Below are 15,345 nucleotides of genomic sequence, written 5' to 3'. Positions count from 1 at the left end.
ACGGGCAGCCGCCTCGGTGCGGTCGGGTGCGGAACGGGCAGCCGCCTCGGCGGGACTCACTCCTTCGCCATCGCCGCCATCGACCGCTGCGGCGCGTCCGACTTCACCGCGATGATGAGGGCGAGGCCGATGATGAGGACGATGATGATGCCGAGCGTGCCCGCACGCTGATATCCGAGCAGGGAGATGAAGAGCGCGAACATCGCCGGGCCGAGGAAGCTCACGGCCCGGCCGGTCGTCGCGTAGAGGCCGAAGTTCTCGCCGGCGCGCTCGGGCGGGGTGAGGCGGGCGAGGAACGACCGCGACGAGGCCTGGACGGGGCCGACGCAGAAGCTGAGGACGAGCGCGCACACCCAGAACACGGCCGGGTCGTCGGTGAGAAGGATCGGCACTCCGCCGGCGATGATGACGATGAGCCCGGTGATGATCACGGGTTTGGGGCCGAAGCGGTCGTCGAAGAGCCCGGCGATCATCGCTCCGGCGCCGGCCGCAATGTTCGCCGCGACGCCGAGGATGATGATCTGCGTGGCCGAGAAGCCGTAGCTGCCGGCCGCGAGCACCCCGGCGAACGCGAAGATCGCGGCGAGCCCGTCGCGGAAGATCGCCGAGGCGATGAAGAAGCGCAGCGTCTGATGCTCGTGCTTCCACATCCGCACGAGGCGGCGGACGAGGGATGCGTAGTCGGCGATGAACGCCCTGATCGGATGGCCGCCCGAGGTGCCCGTGACCTTCGCGCCCGGGGCGGTGACGAGGACCGGGATCGCGAAGACCGCGAACCACACGGCCGAGAGCACTGCGACGATGCGGAAGCGCAGGCCGTCCTCGTCGGTGGCGCCGAAGAGGCCGACCTCGGGCTGGATGACGAGGACGAGGAGGAGGACGAGGAGCACGAGCCCTCCCGCATAGCCCATGCCCCAGCCGAAGCCGGAGACCTTGCCGACGTTGTCGGGGGTCGTGATGCGGACCATGATGCCGTTGTAGGCCACCTCGGCGAATTCGAAGAAGACGCTGCCCACGGCGATGAGGAGCAGACCCAGCCACAGATAGGCGGGGGAGTCGCGGACGAAGAAGAGACCGGCCATCGTCACGATGACGATTCCCGTGTGGACGCCGAGCCAGAGCTTGTGCCGCCCGCCGGCATCGGCGCGGGTGCCGACGGCCGGGGCGACGAGGGCGATGACGAGTCCGGCGGCGGCCATCGACCAGCCGAGCGCCGCGGAGCCGGACTCCTCGCTGCTCGCCACCGCCTTCGTCAGGTACGGGGTGAAGACGAATGTGATGATGACGGCATTGAACGACGCCGAACCCCAGTCCCACAGCGCCCAGCTGAAGACGCCGATGCGCGAGCTGACAGGGGTTCGCGGAGGTGAGTGCATGACGTCACTGTACTGAATTCCCAGGTCCGAGATTGTTCATTGGGTGAGAGTTCGGTTGATGTTCCCTCAGGATTCCGGCAAGGTAGAAAGTCGGTTAAGTGCACTCGATGCGAAGGAAATCATGACTGATTCTCAAGCGGACAAAGCCACAGCGGCGGGGGATCCGCCAGGCGGAGACGGTGCCGAAACCGCCCGTCACGACGCGGAGGCGGCGCCCGGCGCGGACTCCCAGGGCACCGCGATCCCGCCCGAAGAGCAGGCTCACTACCTCTTCGGAGCCCCCGATCCGGTGCGGCTCCACCTGCCCGATCGACTCCACATCGGCGAGGACGACTCCGACGACGCGATCACGGAGAAGCTGCGCCGCCAGGGCGTGAAGATCGGCCGGGGCATGATCGCCCCGCGCGTCTTCTGGCCCGCCCTCATCGTCATCGTCGCCGTCGCCGGGCTCTCGGTGCTCTTCCCCGACAGCGCGGGGCAGGTCATCCTCGACATCCAGGCCTGGATCGTCGCCGACCTCGGCTGGTACTACATGCTCGTCGTCGGCGCCTTCGTCGCCTTCGCGATCTTCGTCGGCGTCTCGAAGTACGGCCGGATCAAGCTCGGCAAGGATGAGGACGAACCCGAATTCGGCGTCCTCTCCTGGTTCGCCATGCTCTTCGCCGCCGGCATGGGCATCGGCCTCGTCTTCTACGGTGTCGCCGAACCGCTCACCTACGCCACGACCGGACCGAAGCCCGGATGGGGCGGCAACGAGGTCGAGAACGCCCAGCTGGGCATGGCTCAGACCTTCGTCCACTGGGGTCTGCACCCGTGGGCGCTCTACGCCGTGCTCGGCATGGCGCTCGCCTACGCGATCCACCGCCGCGGTCGCCCGCTGTCGATCCGCTGGGCGCTCGAACCGCTGCTCGGCCGCTACGTCAAGGGCTGGGCCGGTGACACGATCGACGTCATCGCGATCTTCGGCACCGTCTTCGGCATCGCGACCTCGCTCGGCCTCGGCGTGCAGCAGATCTCGGCGGGACTCGCGCACATCGGCGTCGTCGGTGAGTACGACAACCTCTTCCTCATCATCCTCATCGTCATCATCACGCTGCTCGCCACCACCTCGGTGGTCTCCGGTGTGGGCGCGGGCATCAAGTGGCTGTCGAACATCAACCTGACGATGGCGGGCGTCCTGCTCGTCACCGTGCTCGTGTTCGGACCCACGCTCTTCCTCTTCCAGAACTTCGTCGAATCCCTCGGCGTCTACCTCGCCAACGTGCTCGGCATGACCTTCGACATCGGCGCCTACACCGGTGAGGAGGGTGCCGAGTGGAACGCGTCGTGGACCCTCTTCTACTGGGGCTGGTGGATCTCGTGGGCGCCGTTCGTCGGTGTCTTCATCGCCCGCATCTCGCGTGGTCGCACCGTGCGCGAGTTCATCGCCGGCGTCCTCCTCGTGCCCTCGCTCGTCGGGTTCTTCTGGTTCTCCGTCATGGGCGGCACCGGCATCTTCCGCCAGCTCTTCGGTGCCGGTGACCTCGTCGACCCGGAGGAGGGCGTTGTCGCCGAGCGTGTGCTCTTCGACGTCCTCGGCGATCTGCCGCTGGGCTCGATCCTCTCGGTCATCGCGATCATCCTCGTGGCGATCTTCTTCATCACGTCCTCGGACTCCGGTTCGCTCGTCGTCGACATGCTCGCCTCCGGCGGTCACCCGAACCCGCCGATCTGGTCGCGTGTGCTCTGGGCGCTGCTCGAGGGTGCGCTCGCGATCGCGCTGCTCACCGCCGGTGGACTCACCGCGCTGCAAGCGGGGTCGCTGATCACAGCGCTGCCGTTCAGCATCATCCTCATCCTCGTGTGCATCTCGACGCTCAAGGCGTTCGGGAAGGAAGCGAAGCGCACCGCGGCGATCGAGCGCGCGGCGGCCTACCGGGCCGTCGGCGAGCACCTCGCCGATGACTTCGACGAGTACCTCGGCGACATCGTCGATGAGCGCATCGACTACCAGATCACCCGCAGCAAGGGGCTCATCGAGCGTCAGCGCGAGAAGGTCGTGCGCAAGGACGAGAAGGTCGTCCGCAAGGACGACCCGCGCTCCGGTGGGGCGCGCTCTGGTGGGGCACGTGACGGCGGGGCACGCTCTGGTGGGGCACGTGACGGCGGGTCCGGCAAGGACACCGGGCGGAAGTTCAGCCTGCGCAAGGACAGTCCTGGTCGGGACGGCTCCGAACGCGACCAGTCCGGACGCGACGGCCTCGAGTAGAACCCGGTTTCGGGAACCGACCCCCGAGCGGCGGGGCCCGGCACTCGACTGAGTGGTCGGGGCCTGTCATCGGGTTCGGCGTCCGGTTGAGTGGCTGGGCTTCCGGCGCGAAACGGCTCGGCCCTCCACCGGACACGGTGTTCTGCCGAGATGCCTCGGCCCGGTCACCGGACCGCAGCGGCGGCCATGTGGATTCCTCACATGGCCGCCGTTCTCGTCTGCGCGAACGATCCGAAACCGGCAGGAGTCGGACGACCCGGCGACCGCCTCGGCGAGGGTCCTGGTGGGGCTCACCCTGGTTTCGGCGGCTCATGTCATGACGTGAGCCCTGGAAACCAGGGTGAGCTGCAGCGGAAGCTTCCGCGGAGACGACGGTCTGCCGACGACGGGCGCCCGACCGCCAGGAGGCGTCCCGCGTCGGCCCGCGGGCGCCGGTAACCCGCGGAGCTCGACCACGATGCCGGCCTCCACTCCGGTTTGCGCCAGTTGAGCCTGAGATGGCCAATACGGGAACTGGCCATCTCAGCTTCAACTGCGCAAACGTGCTCGGCACACTGCGGGGGCCGGTCGCCCGGCGCGAATGCGGGGCGAGCCGCCCGGCGCCACACGGCGGCGAGCCACTCGACGCGATCGGGCGGTCGGGGGCGGGCACGACCTACGGCGAGCAGGTCGGCGGATGTGCTTCAGTCGCCTGGGGAGAACCGAGTAGGGTGGAGGCACACGACCGCCACCGGACCGACCAAGGAGCCCACATGCCCATTGCCAGCCCCGATGTGTACGCCGAGATGATCGACCGGGCGAAGGCCCAGGGATTCGCCTATCCGGCGATCAACTGCACGTCCTCGCAGACGATCAACGCGGCGATCCGCGGATTCGCCGAGGCGGGATCCGACGGCATCATCCAGCTCTCGACCGGCGGTGCGGAGTACATCTCCGGCCCGACGATCAAGGACCGCGTGCGCGGGGCGATAGCGTTCTCCGCGTTCGCCAACGAAGTCGCCAAGAGCTACGACGTCAACATCGCCCTCCACACCGACCACGCCCCCAAGGACGCCGTCGAAGCCTGGGTCAAGCCCCTCCTCGAAGCCTCGACCGAACGCGTCAAGTCGGGTGGCCAGCCCTACTTCCAGTCGCACATGTGGGACGGATCGGCCGTGCCGCTCGATGAGAACCTCACCCTCGCCGAGGAGCTGCTCGGCCTGGCGGCGGCCGCCAATGTCATCCTCGAGATCGAGGTCGGCGTCGTCGGCGGCGAAGAGGACGGCGTCGAGAACGAGATCAACGAGCAGCTCTACACCACCGTCGAGGACGGTCTGGCCACGGTGCGCGCGCTCGGCTCGGGGGAGAAGGGCCGCTACCTCACGGCGCTCACCTTCGGCAACGTCCACGGCGTCTACAAGCCCGGCAACGTCAAGCTCCGTCCCGAGCTCCTCGGCGAGATCCAGGCCGCCGTCGGCAAGGAGGTCGGCAAGGACAAGCCCTTCGACCTCGTCTTCCACGGCGGCTCGGGATCGAGTGCAGAGGAGATCGCCGAGGCGGTCCGCCACGGAGTCGTGAAGATGAACGTCGACACCGACACCCAGTACGCGTTCACCCGTCCCGTCGCCGATCACATGTTCCGCCACTACGACGGCGTGCTCAAGATCGACGGCGAGGTCGGCAACAAGAAGGAATACGATCCCCGGTCGTACGGCAAGGCCGCCGAGGCGGGCATGGCCGCGCGCGTCGTCGAAGCGTGCGAGAACCTCGGCTCGGCGGGCACGAGCGCCAAGTGATGACACCCGGCGCCGGGCCCGCGCGGCGCTGAGCGCCGGGCGCTGGAGCCGGGCAACGGCGATTCAGCGGTCGAGTGATCGCGCGAGTGACCGCCTGCTGCGCCAGCCGCGGCACACGCGCTAGCCGCAACAGACCGAAGGGCCTCGCTTCGTCATTGTGCGAAGCGGGGCCCTTCGGTGTGCTGGGGGAGCGGTGTGCTGGAGGTGGCGTGCCGGGAGCCGGCGCGCCGGGAGGCGAGCGGTGCGCGTGGCCCGGGGTGCCACCGGCCTACGGGGTCGAGAAGCCGGCATCCTTGAGCATCGCGACAGCCGTGTCCGACGTGAGGAACCTGACGAAGGCGTCGGCCTGCTCCTGGTTCTCACTCGCCTTCACCGTGGCCGCGGGGTACTGGTTGACGACCTTGTCCGCACCGTCGAGGTCGACCTGGTCGACCGAACCGTCGGAGCGGGCGACATCGGTGACGTAGACGATGCCGGCGTCGGCCTGACCCGCGCTCACCTTGCCGAGGACGTCGGTGACCGAGTTCTCCTCACTGGCGGGATCGAGCGTCACGCCGTTCTGATCCGCCCACTTCTGCGTGGCCGCACCGCAGGGGACCTGGGGTGCGCAGACGACGAGGTCGTTGCCGGCGAAGTCCTGCGAGCTCGCGATGTTCTTCGGATTGCCGGGGGCCACGGCGAGCGTGAGCGTGTTCGACGCGAAGATCTCCGGCGTCCCGGCGAGGAGCTCGGCGCTCTCGAGATCGTTCATCGTCTTCTCATCCGCGGTGGCGATGACATCGGCGGGCGCACCTTCGGTGATCTGCGAGACGAGATCGGAGGAGCCGGCGAAGGAGAACGTCACATCGACGTTGGGCTCCGCCTTCTTGTACTCGGCGGCGATCTCGTCGAAGACCTCGGTCAGCGAGGCGGCGGCGAAGACGGTGAGCGTCGTCGGCTCTGCGGAGTCGGTCTGCGAGTCGGACCCGGAGGCCCCGGTCGAGCAGGCGCTGAGGGTGAGCAGTGCGGCAGTGCACATGGCAATCAGTCTCTTCTTCATTGGGTCAATCTATCCGCACATGCGGAGAAAACACACAGACACGTCAGCATTTGAGATAGAAATGGAAAAGGTTTTCCGAAACTCCGGAACTCAGGCGGTCGGCTCGGTTCCGGCGGCGAACTCCCAGTGCTCGTCGATCGGCGGCAGCGGGCGCGGACCCCGCACCCGCTCGAAGTCCCATGCCAGGCCGAGCAGCGTCGCATCCGTGTAGGCGGCGCCGGCGAACGTGACGCCAACCGGCATCCCCGTCGACGCCATCGTTCCCATCGACGTCGTCACCGTGGGCACCCCGAGATGGCGCAGCGCGAGGTTGCCGTTCGAGTAGTGCGTTCCGTTGCGCCACGCGAGGTCAGCCGAGGCGGGATCGCGATCGGCGTCGGCACCTCCGACGTCCGCGTTCGCGGGGAAGACGACGGCGTCGAAGCCCTCATCGTCGAGCCAGTCCTCGAGCAGCCGGACGCGGAGGTCCTCGAGCTCCCCGAGCGCCTCGGCGAACCCGGGGATCGCAGTGACGTCGATGCCGGAGGGGTGGGCGCGGGCGACGGCGACGATGTCGTCGTAGCGATTGAGGTTGTCGGCGACCTCCGGATAGCGATCGGGCAGCGTACCGGCCGGCAGCGGGAAGAGCAGGGCGGGGTCGGCCTTGACGAGGCTGTCCAGTGCCGGATCCCCGTTCGCGCGGAGGAAGTCGTCCCAGCCGAAGGCGGGCAGGGTGGTGAATTCGTGCTCCATCCAGCCGCGGGGGAGGTCGGCCGCCTCGGCGAGCCTCTCATGGGTCGGACTCGTGCCCTCGTACTCGTCGATGAGTGGGAAATCGGTCTCGACGACCGTCGCCCCTGCCGCTTCGAGACGCGCCCGCGTGTCCTCCCACAGGGCGCGCACGTCGGGGTGGACCTCGATGAGGGAATCCGCGCCGAGGTAGCGGCGAGGGGCCGCGAGCCGCGCCCCGGCGAGCATGCCGGGCCGGCCGATGGCCCGGAAGTCCGCGGGGCGCCACTCGCTCGGTCGCGGCAGCGGGACGGCGGTCTGGAGTCGCCAGAAGTCCCCGCGCGTCTCGGGATCGTCGGCGACGAGGACGTTGAGCACCTCGAGGAGGTCGGTGACGGACTTCGTGTGCGGGACGACGACGTCGCGAGTGGGGAACAGCGGCCAGTTCCCGCGCAGGGAGATGAGTCCGCGCGAGGGGGTGTAGGCGACGATGCCGTTGTTCGAGGCGGGGCTGCGGCCCGACGACACGGTCTCCTCCCCGAGGCCGAACTGGCAGAGTGAGGCGGCCACGGCGACGCCCGAGCCGTTCGACGACCCTGAGGCGTAGGCGGCGGCGAGGAAGTCCCGGTTGAAGGGGCTCTCCGCACGCCCGTAGAGACCGCGCTGCATGCCCCCGTCGGCGAGCGGCGGCATCGTCGTCTTGCCGATGAGCACCGCGCCCGCCGCGCGGAGGCGCGCGACTGAGAACGCATCCCACCGGGCTTCGAGGTCGGCGAACGCCGGGGATCCTGCGGCGACCGTGAGGCCGGCGACCATGAACGAGTCCTTGACGGTGAAGGGGATTCCCTCGAGAGGGCGGGCTGTGCCGTCGGCGAGCCTGCGGTCGGACTCCGCGGCCGCGGCATGGGCCGCCGGGTTGTCGACGACGACGGCATTGAGGGCGGGATCGGCCGCGATGCGGGCGAGGTGGACATCCAGCAGCTCTGCGGCGGAGATCGCGCCCGCAGTCAGCTGTGCGCGGAGTTCGGCGATCGTGATGGTCGGCGGCACTGGGGTCATCATTGCTCCCGGTCTCAATGGCGATGTTATTCATTGACTGAAAATTCAGTCAGTATTACGATAGCCGACACGACGACGTTTCCAAAGGAGTGAGATGGCGAACTCAGCACAACGACGTGCGCAGACCCCGGGCGCAGCCCGCGACGTGGGAGGGAAGGCGGACCGGTTCGGTCGCGTCGAACGCGCAGGCGTCGACTTCGTGCCGATCGCGGCGCGCCGATCGACGCCGGGAAACCTCTTCCGCGTCTTCGTCGGCGGCAACCTCGCCCTGTCCGTGGTGATCTTCGGGTGGCTGCCGATCTCCTTCGGGCTCAGCTTCTGGCAGGCGGTCGCCTCGAGCGCCGTCGGTCTCGTCATCGGGCTCGGACTCATGGTGCCGATGACGCTGCTGGGCACCCGTACGGGCACGAACAATCCCGTCTCGAGCGGCGCCCACTTCGGGATGCGCGGGCGCCTGCTCGGGTCGACGCTGACGCTCCTCTTCGCCATCGCCTATGCGGCGATCGCCGTGTGGACCTCCGGGGAGGCGCTCGTCGCCGGAGCGCACCGCCTCTTCGGGACCGCGCAGAACGACACGGCGTTCCTCATCGGCTACGCGATCATCGCCGTCGAGGTCGTGCTCATCGCCCTCTTCGGACATGGGACGATCGTCGCCCTGCAGAAGGTCATCATCCCCGTCGCCGGGATCCTGCTCTGCCTCGGTGTCCTCGCCTACGCTCCCGGATTCGACCCCGCGGCGCCGGCCGCCGACTACCTCCTCGGCGACTTCTGGCCGACGTGGCTCTTCGCGGTGACGATCTCGATCGGCGGTCCCCTCTCCTATGCGCCGTCGGTCGGCGACTACACGCGGCGGATCTCTCCGCGGAGATTCAGCGACCGGCAGGTGGCTCTGGCCGCCTCGGCGGGGATCTTCACCGGCCTCTTCGCAACCGCGGTCTTCGGCGCGTTCACCGCCTCGACGTTCCCGGTGCTCTCGGAGTCCTATGTCGCCGATCTCGTCGCCGCGGCCCCGACCTGGTACCTCGTCCCGCTGCTCGTGCTCGCCGTCTTCGGCGGCTTCGGTCAGGGCGTCATCAACATCTACGCCAGCGGACTCGACCTCGAATCGATCATTCCCCGCCTCACGCGGACCCAGACGACGCTCATCACCTCGGGCATCGCCGTCGTCGTCATGTACCTCGGCGTCATCGCCGCCGACGCGATCTCCTCGATCACCGCGATGACCGTCGTGCTCAACGCGTTCGCCGGAACGTGGGTCGTCATCAACGGCATCGGCTTCCTCGTCGCCCGCCGGGGCCGCTACGACCCGGTCGCCCTCCAGCGGTTCGGGTTCGGGCTGAGCGGCGGACGGTACTGGTTCTCCCGCGGCTGGAACCTGCGGGCGGTCATCCCGTTCCTCGTCGGCGCGAGCGCCGGCCTCCTCACCGTGCAGAACGAGCTCTATGCGGCACCGCTGGCCGACGTCGCCGGGGGCGTGGACATCAGCCTGCCGGTCTCGATGATCGTCGGCGGGGGACTCTATTTGTGTGCGCTGCGGGTGTGGCCGGAGACTGGTGTCGACGACGACGTACCGGCGCTCGCCGAGGAGGCGCGCCGATGAGAGAGGCGGGGCCGACCATGGCGAAACCGGATGCAAGCGCGCGGATCCTCGAAGCCACCCGCGAGGAGATCGCTGAGAACGGAGTGCGCGGGCTGCGGGTGCAGAACGTCGCGAAACGGGCCGGCGTCTCCCTCGGACTCGTCTACTACCACTTCGAGGACCGCGCAGGCCTGCTCACGGCCACGATCGACTCCGTCAACCAGGCCGTCGAAGAGCGCGTGCTCCACCCGGCGACCGGTGGCGACGACGTCGACATCATCATCGACCAGCTCGTCGGCGAGGTCGGTGACGCCGCCGGCCTCCGCGGGGACTCCGTCGTCTGGAACGAGATCCGCGCGATCGCCGTCTTCGAAGCCGAACTCCGCGGCCCGCTGGCCGCGACGACGGAGGAATGGGAGAAGCGCTTCGGCCCGCTCCTGCGCTCCCTCGGCCTCACCGAGGCGGTCGTGGCCGAAACCGCGACCCTCCTCACCGTGCTCGTCGAGGGGATCTCGGGACGGTGGCTGAGCGACCAGCTCGACACCGCGGAGGCGCAGCGGCTCATCCGCCTCGGCGCCGCCTCCATCCTCGACGCGGCGACCGCACGCAAAACCACCCGCGAGACCACCCCACCGCCGACCAGCACGGCGACCCCACAGACACCCCAAGGATGACGAGATGACGAACACCGAGACCACGACAGCGACCGGAACTCCCGCGGCCGACTCGAGCCCGCGCTGGCGGATGCCGAGCGAGACCGCCCCGCACGACCGCGTCTACATGGCGTTCCCGTCCCGCGGACTGTCCTTCGGCGATGCCGAGGACGCCCGCCGGGCGTGGACGGCCGTCGCCCACGCGACCCAGGACTTCGTGCCCGTGACGATGGTCGTCGACCCTGACGACCGCGCCGCCGCCGAGGCGATGCTGACCGCGGACATCGAGCTGCTCACCGCACCGCTCGACGACGCGTGGATGCGTGACATCGGACCGACCTTCGTCATCGGCGACGGCGGCCGCCTCGGCGCGGTGGACTGGACGTTCAACGGGTGGGGTCAGCAGGAATGGGCGCGGTGGGGCAAGGACAGGGAGATCGGTCGCATCGTCGCCGCACATGCCGGCGCCGAGGTGGTCGACTCCGAGCTCGTCAACGAGGGCGGCGGGATCCACGTCGACGGAGCCGGGACCGTGCTCGTCACCGACACCGTCCAGCTCGACCGCTTCCGCAACCCGAGCTGGTCACGGGATGAGATCGAGGCGGAGCTGCGGCGCACCCTCGGCGTCGACCGCACGATCTGGTTCCCGCGCGGCTGCACCGGGACTCCCAGCGCTTCGGCACCCGCGGTCACATCGACATCGTCGCGACCCTGCCCGACGAGCACACGGTGCTCATCCACCGGCAGCGGGACCCCCGTCACCCCGACCACCACCTCGGTCCTGTCTACGACGAGGTCCTCGCCGCCGCCTCGGCGCGTGACGGTCAGCCGTGGAGGGTGATCGAGCTCGACGCTCCCGAGCGGGTCCGCGACGAGGAGGGGTGGACCGACTACAGCTACGTCAATCACCTCGTCACCAACGGGGCGGTCATCGCGTGCACCTTCGACGACCCCAACGATGCCCTCGCGCTCGACCGGCTCGCCGAGGCGTACCCGGGGCGCGAGATCGTCGGCGTCGATGCGCGGGACATCTTCGCCTACGGCGGCGGGATCCACTGCATCACCCAGCACCTGCCCGCCGTCTGAGTCGAGACGGCACGAGGCCCGGGACGCCATTGTCCCGGGCCTCGTCGTCTCAGTGCCGCGCCTGCAACAGGTGGGCTGTCTCGCGCCGGCAGCCGGAGCGCACGGTCTCGTGCCGGCAGCCGGTGCGCACGGTTCAGGGCATTCAGCCGGTGCAGTGCCCCGAACCGCGCGGCACTCAGCCCTGCGGCACCTGCTCGCCGGCCTTCATCCGCGCCCAGCGCTCCTCCCAGAACGTCGCATTCCTGATGCCGACGGCCTGGGGGTCGAACTCGGGGTCGAGGCCGAGCTTCTGCTGCCGCTCGAAGTCCCGCAGCAGCTTGAAGGCCGGCTGCTGGAGGATGAGGATGCCGACGATGTTGAGCCACGCCATGGCGCCGACGCCGATGTCGCCGAGCGCCCACGCATCACCGGGGTTGTCGTTCATCACGCCGATCGCGACGGCGATGAGGATGAGCACCTGCAGGGCGCGGGTGCCGATCGTGAGGAACACGGGGTTCTTGAACTTGCCGAGCAGGTAGACGAGGTTCGTCTCCGCCATGTAGTAGTAGGCGACGATCGTGGTGAGCGCGAAGAGGAAGATCGAGATCGCGATGAAGCTCGCGCCGATGCCCGGGAAGATCGAGTCGAGACCCGACTGCGGCCAGCCCTCGCCCGGTGTCGTCTCGAGGGACTCGACGAGCTGCCCGCGACCCGAGCCGATGATCTCGCCTTCGGGGCTGAGCACGCGGTACATGCCGGTCGACAGGATCATGAAGGCCGTGGCCGAGCAGACGAAGAGGGTGTCGATGTAGACCGAACCGGCCTGGACGAGGCCCTGCTTGGTCGGGTGGGACACCTCGGCGGCGGCCGCGGCGTGGGGACCGGTGCCCTGACCGGCCTCGTTGGAGTAGATGCCGCGCTGGACACCCCACTGGACGGCGAGGCCCATGATGCCGCCGAAGGCCGCCTGCGTGCTCGTGTCGATGCCGAACGCGGACTTGAAGATCAGCTCGATGACGGGCACGATCTGGTCGGCGTTGAGGAAGGTCACCGCGATCGCGGCGAGGATGTAGATGACGGCCATGAACGGCACGGCCAGTGACGCGAAGTGCGCGATGCGCTTGACGCCGCCGATGACGATGAAGGCCATGATGACGACGAGGGCGAGCGCCGTGACCCAGGTCGGCAGGTTCCATGCGTTCGTCACCGCACCGCCGATGGCCCGCGACTGGACGCCGGGCAGGAGGAACGACATCGCGAGGACCGTGACGGCGGCGAAGACGAAGCCGTAGACCTTGAAGAACTTCCCGAAGCGCGTGTACTCGTAGGCCTTCTCGAGGTAGAAGGCCGGACCGCCGCGGTACTCGCCGGTCTTGGGGTCCTTCTCCTTGTATGTCTGACCCAGCGTCGATTCGACGTAGGAGGTCGAGGCGCCGAGGAGGGCGGAGATCCACATCCACACGACGGCACCGGGTCCGCCGAAGCCGATCGCCGTGGCGACGCCGGCGATGTTGCCGACGCCGACGCGTCCGGCCAGCGACATCGACAGCGCCTGGAACGACGAGACGCCGTCCTCGGAGCTCCTGCCCCGGAACATCTGCGTGAAGATCGACTTGATCTTGCGGATCTGGACGGCGCGGGACCGGATGGTGAAGTAGACACCGGCACCGAGGCAGAGGTACACGAGTGCGGATGACCAGATGATCCCATTGAGCCATTCGATGACTGCGGACACGTTCTTCCAATCGTTGTTTCGTCGGAGGGTGCCGGGGCGGCGGGGGCAGCAGGTGCGCCACGTCGCAAGGGACCCTACCCAAGAGAATGATGTGGCTAGGCTGTGAGCCACCTCATAAGTGAAGCCGATTGTGAGCTGGGACGCAAATTCGCCGGTGAGGCCCGTCGATCCGCGGATCGCGAGGTTGCGAAATGGTTTCGACATCAACCATTTTCTGTGGGGCAGTTCACTATTTGGGACGGTATCCGTAAGATGTGACCCGGATCTCTCCGAGCAAAGACGACACGGAGAGCACACGTGGAAGACAGGAACACAATGAATCGTCGAACTGGTGTGAAGGCCGCAGCGCTCGCTGCCGCCGGCGCCCTGCTTCTCTCGGCATGCTCGACCTCGACCACCGGCAGCGACGCCGGCGGCGACGGCAGCGCGCTGACAGTCGGCACCACTGACAAAGTGGTCGCACTCGACCCGGCCGGAGCGTACGACAACGGCTCCTCGCTCGTCGAGCAGCAGATCTATCCGTTCATCCTCGCCTACAAGCCCGGCACCGCCGAGCTCAACCCCTCGATCGCCGAATCGGCCGACTTCACCGAGCCGACGAAGTACGAGGTCAAGCTCAAGGACGGTCTCAAATACGCCAACGGCAACGACCTCACCTCCTCTGATGTGAAGTTCTCCTTCGACCGCCAGCTCAAGATCCAGGATCCCAACGGACCGTCGTCCCTCCTCGGCGGGCTCGAATCGGTGGAGACCCCCGACGACAAGACGGTCGTGTTCAACCTCAAGCGGGAGAACGACCAGACCTGGCCGGGCGTGCTCGCCTCGGCGGCGGGACCGATCGTCGACGAGGACGTCTTCTCGCCCGACGCGCTCACCCCGGACCAGGAGATCGTCGACGCCGAGGCGTTCTCGGGTCCCTACACGATCGACAGCTTCAAGTTCAACGAGCTCATCACGTACAAGGCGTACCCGGACTATCAGGGCTACGTCGAGCCGGCGAAGACCGACAGCGTGCAGATGCGGTACTACTCGGACGCGAACAACATGAAGCTCGACGTCCAGAAGGGCACGATCGACGTCGCCTGGCGCTCGCTGTCGGCGACCGACATCGAGGACCTCGGCAAGGACGAGAACCTCACCGTCCACAAGGGCCCCGGCGGCGAGATCCGCTACATCGTCTACAACATGGACACGATGCCCTTCGGTGCGAAGACCGACGACCCCGACGAGAAGAAGGCGCTGGCCGTGCGCCAGGCGATGGCCGACTCGATCGACCGCCAGGCGATCGCGAGCCAGGTCTACAAGGACACCTACACCCCGCTCTACTCCTTCGTCCCCGACGGGCTGCCGGGGGCGAACGAGGCGCTCAAGTCCGCGTACGGCGACGGCCAGGGCGGAGCGGACGTCGAGAAGGCGAAGAAGGCTCTCGAGGACGCGGGAGTGCAGACGCCCGTCGACCTCAACCTCCAGTACAACCCTGACCACTACGGTCCGTCCTCGGGCGATGAGTACGCGCTCATCAAGGATCAGCTCGACAAGACCGGGCTGTTCAACGTCAACCTCCAGTCGACGGAATGGGTCCAGTACTCCGAGGACCGCACCTCCGACGTCTACCCGATGTACCAGCTCGGGTGGTTCCCCGACTACTCGGACGCCGACAACTACCTCGTGCCGTTCTTCTACGACACGGATGAGACGCCGAGCTTCCTCGCCAACCACTTCCGTGACGACCAGATCAACAAGGAGCTCACGGATCAGGCGTCGACCGCCGACAAGGCCGAACGCGAGAAGGAGCTGGGCACGATCCAGGACCAGCTCTCCGAGCAGCTGCCGACGCTGCCGCTGCTCCAGGGCAACCAGATCGCCGTGTCTGGCAAGGACGTCAAGGGCGTCGAGGAGACCCTCGACCCCGCGTTCCAGTTCCGCTTGGCGCTGCTGAGCAAGTGAGCACCACGCGACTCGTGACCCGTCCCGGCCCGCGCCGAGGCGGCACCGAGCAGCGACGGTCACATCCCTGACCGTCGCCACCGAGGTGCAGGTGAGCCGACCGCTTGCCTGCACCTCGGTAGCGCGTGCGCCCGGCGGCGCATCCGCGACTCCGCTCGTTC

General features: G+C 68.1%; 9 protein-coding genes and 1 pseudogene. 6 read left to right on the top strand and 4 right to left on the bottom strand.

Features of this window, described 5'->3' with window-relative positions:
• Positions 1 to 56 precede the first annotated feature (56 nt).
• Entirely contained in the window at positions 57 to 1,376 is a 1,320-nt protein-coding gene (locus AC2W7K_RS04040) for an MFS transporter (protein ID WP_198499832.1), read from the bottom strand.
• Between the two features lie 121 nt (positions 1,377 to 1,497).
• Here AC2W7K_RS04040 and AC2W7K_RS04035 point away from each other — a divergent pair, with 121 nt between their 5' ends.
• Complete coding sequence (locus AC2W7K_RS04035; protein WP_232623737.1) at positions 1,498 to 3,624, top strand: BCCT family transporter; 2,127 nt, start codon at positions 1,498 to 1,500, stop codon at positions 3,622 to 3,624.
• A 752-nt stretch (positions 3,625 to 4,376) separates the two neighbouring features.
• The gene (fbaA, locus tag AC2W7K_RS04030; RefSeq protein ID WP_198499831.1) at positions 4,377 to 5,399 is read left to right on the top strand and encodes a class II fructose-bisphosphate aldolase; all 1,023 of its coding nucleotides are present in this window, start codon (positions 4,377 to 4,379) and stop codon (positions 5,397 to 5,399) included.
• A gap of 268 nt (positions 5,400 to 5,667) precedes the next feature.
• Here the strand turns inward: fbaA and modA are convergent, their stop codons facing one another.
• Positions 5,668 to 6,438 (bottom strand): molybdate ABC transporter substrate-binding protein, encoded by a 771-nt coding sequence (gene modA, locus AC2W7K_RS04025; protein WP_198499830.1) that lies wholly within the window; start codon positions 6,436 to 6,438, stop codon positions 5,668 to 5,670.
• A gap of 90 nt (positions 6,439 to 6,528) precedes the next feature.
• Complete coding sequence (locus tag AC2W7K_RS04020) at positions 6,529 to 8,205, bottom strand: amidase (protein ID WP_376870325.1); 1,677 nt, start codon at positions 8,203 to 8,205, stop codon at positions 6,529 to 6,531.
• Between the two features lie 94 nt (positions 8,206 to 8,299).
• Between AC2W7K_RS04020 and AC2W7K_RS04015 the strand changes: the two genes are divergently transcribed.
• From AC2W7K_RS04015 to AC2W7K_RS04005, 3 genes and pseudogenes are all read left to right on the top strand, one after another.
• Positions 8,300 to 9,805 (top strand): purine-cytosine permease family protein, encoded by a 1,506-nt coding sequence (locus AC2W7K_RS04015; RefSeq protein WP_198499828.1) that lies wholly within the window; start codon positions 8,300 to 8,302, stop codon positions 9,803 to 9,805.
• A 17-nt stretch (positions 9,806 to 9,822) separates the two neighbouring features.
• Positions 9,823 to 10,458, top strand: a complete 636-nt coding sequence (locus tag AC2W7K_RS04010; protein ID WP_198499827.1) for a TetR/AcrR family transcriptional regulator — start codon at positions 9,823 to 9,825, stop codon at positions 10,456 to 10,458.
• 70 nt (positions 10,459 to 10,528) lie between these two features.
• Positions 10,529 to 11,523: pseudogene (locus AC2W7K_RS04005) on the top strand (agmatine deiminase family protein).
• Between the two features lie 175 nt (positions 11,524 to 11,698).
• Here AC2W7K_RS04005 and AC2W7K_RS04000 read toward each other — a convergent pair.
• A complete protein-coding gene (locus AC2W7K_RS04000; RefSeq protein WP_198499826.1) occupies positions 11,699 to 13,237 on the bottom strand; it encodes an alanine/glycine:cation symporter family protein in 1,539 nt (512 codons plus the stop codon).
• A gap of 315 nt (positions 13,238 to 13,552) precedes the next feature.
• Here AC2W7K_RS04000 and AC2W7K_RS03995 point away from each other — a divergent pair, with 315 nt between their 5' ends.
• On the top strand, positions 13,553 to 15,184 hold the full coding sequence (locus tag AC2W7K_RS03995) for an ABC transporter substrate-binding protein (RefSeq protein ID WP_198499825.1): 1,632 nt from the start codon (positions 13,553 to 13,555) through the stop codon (positions 15,182 to 15,184).
• Positions 15,185 to 15,345: the final 161 nt, after the last annotated feature.

This window comes from Brevibacterium sp. LAARM2_SD2 (assembly GCF_057364785.1).
The sequence above is the reverse complement of the archived record's forward strand: the minus strand, read 5'-3'. Positions and strand labels throughout refer to the sequence as shown.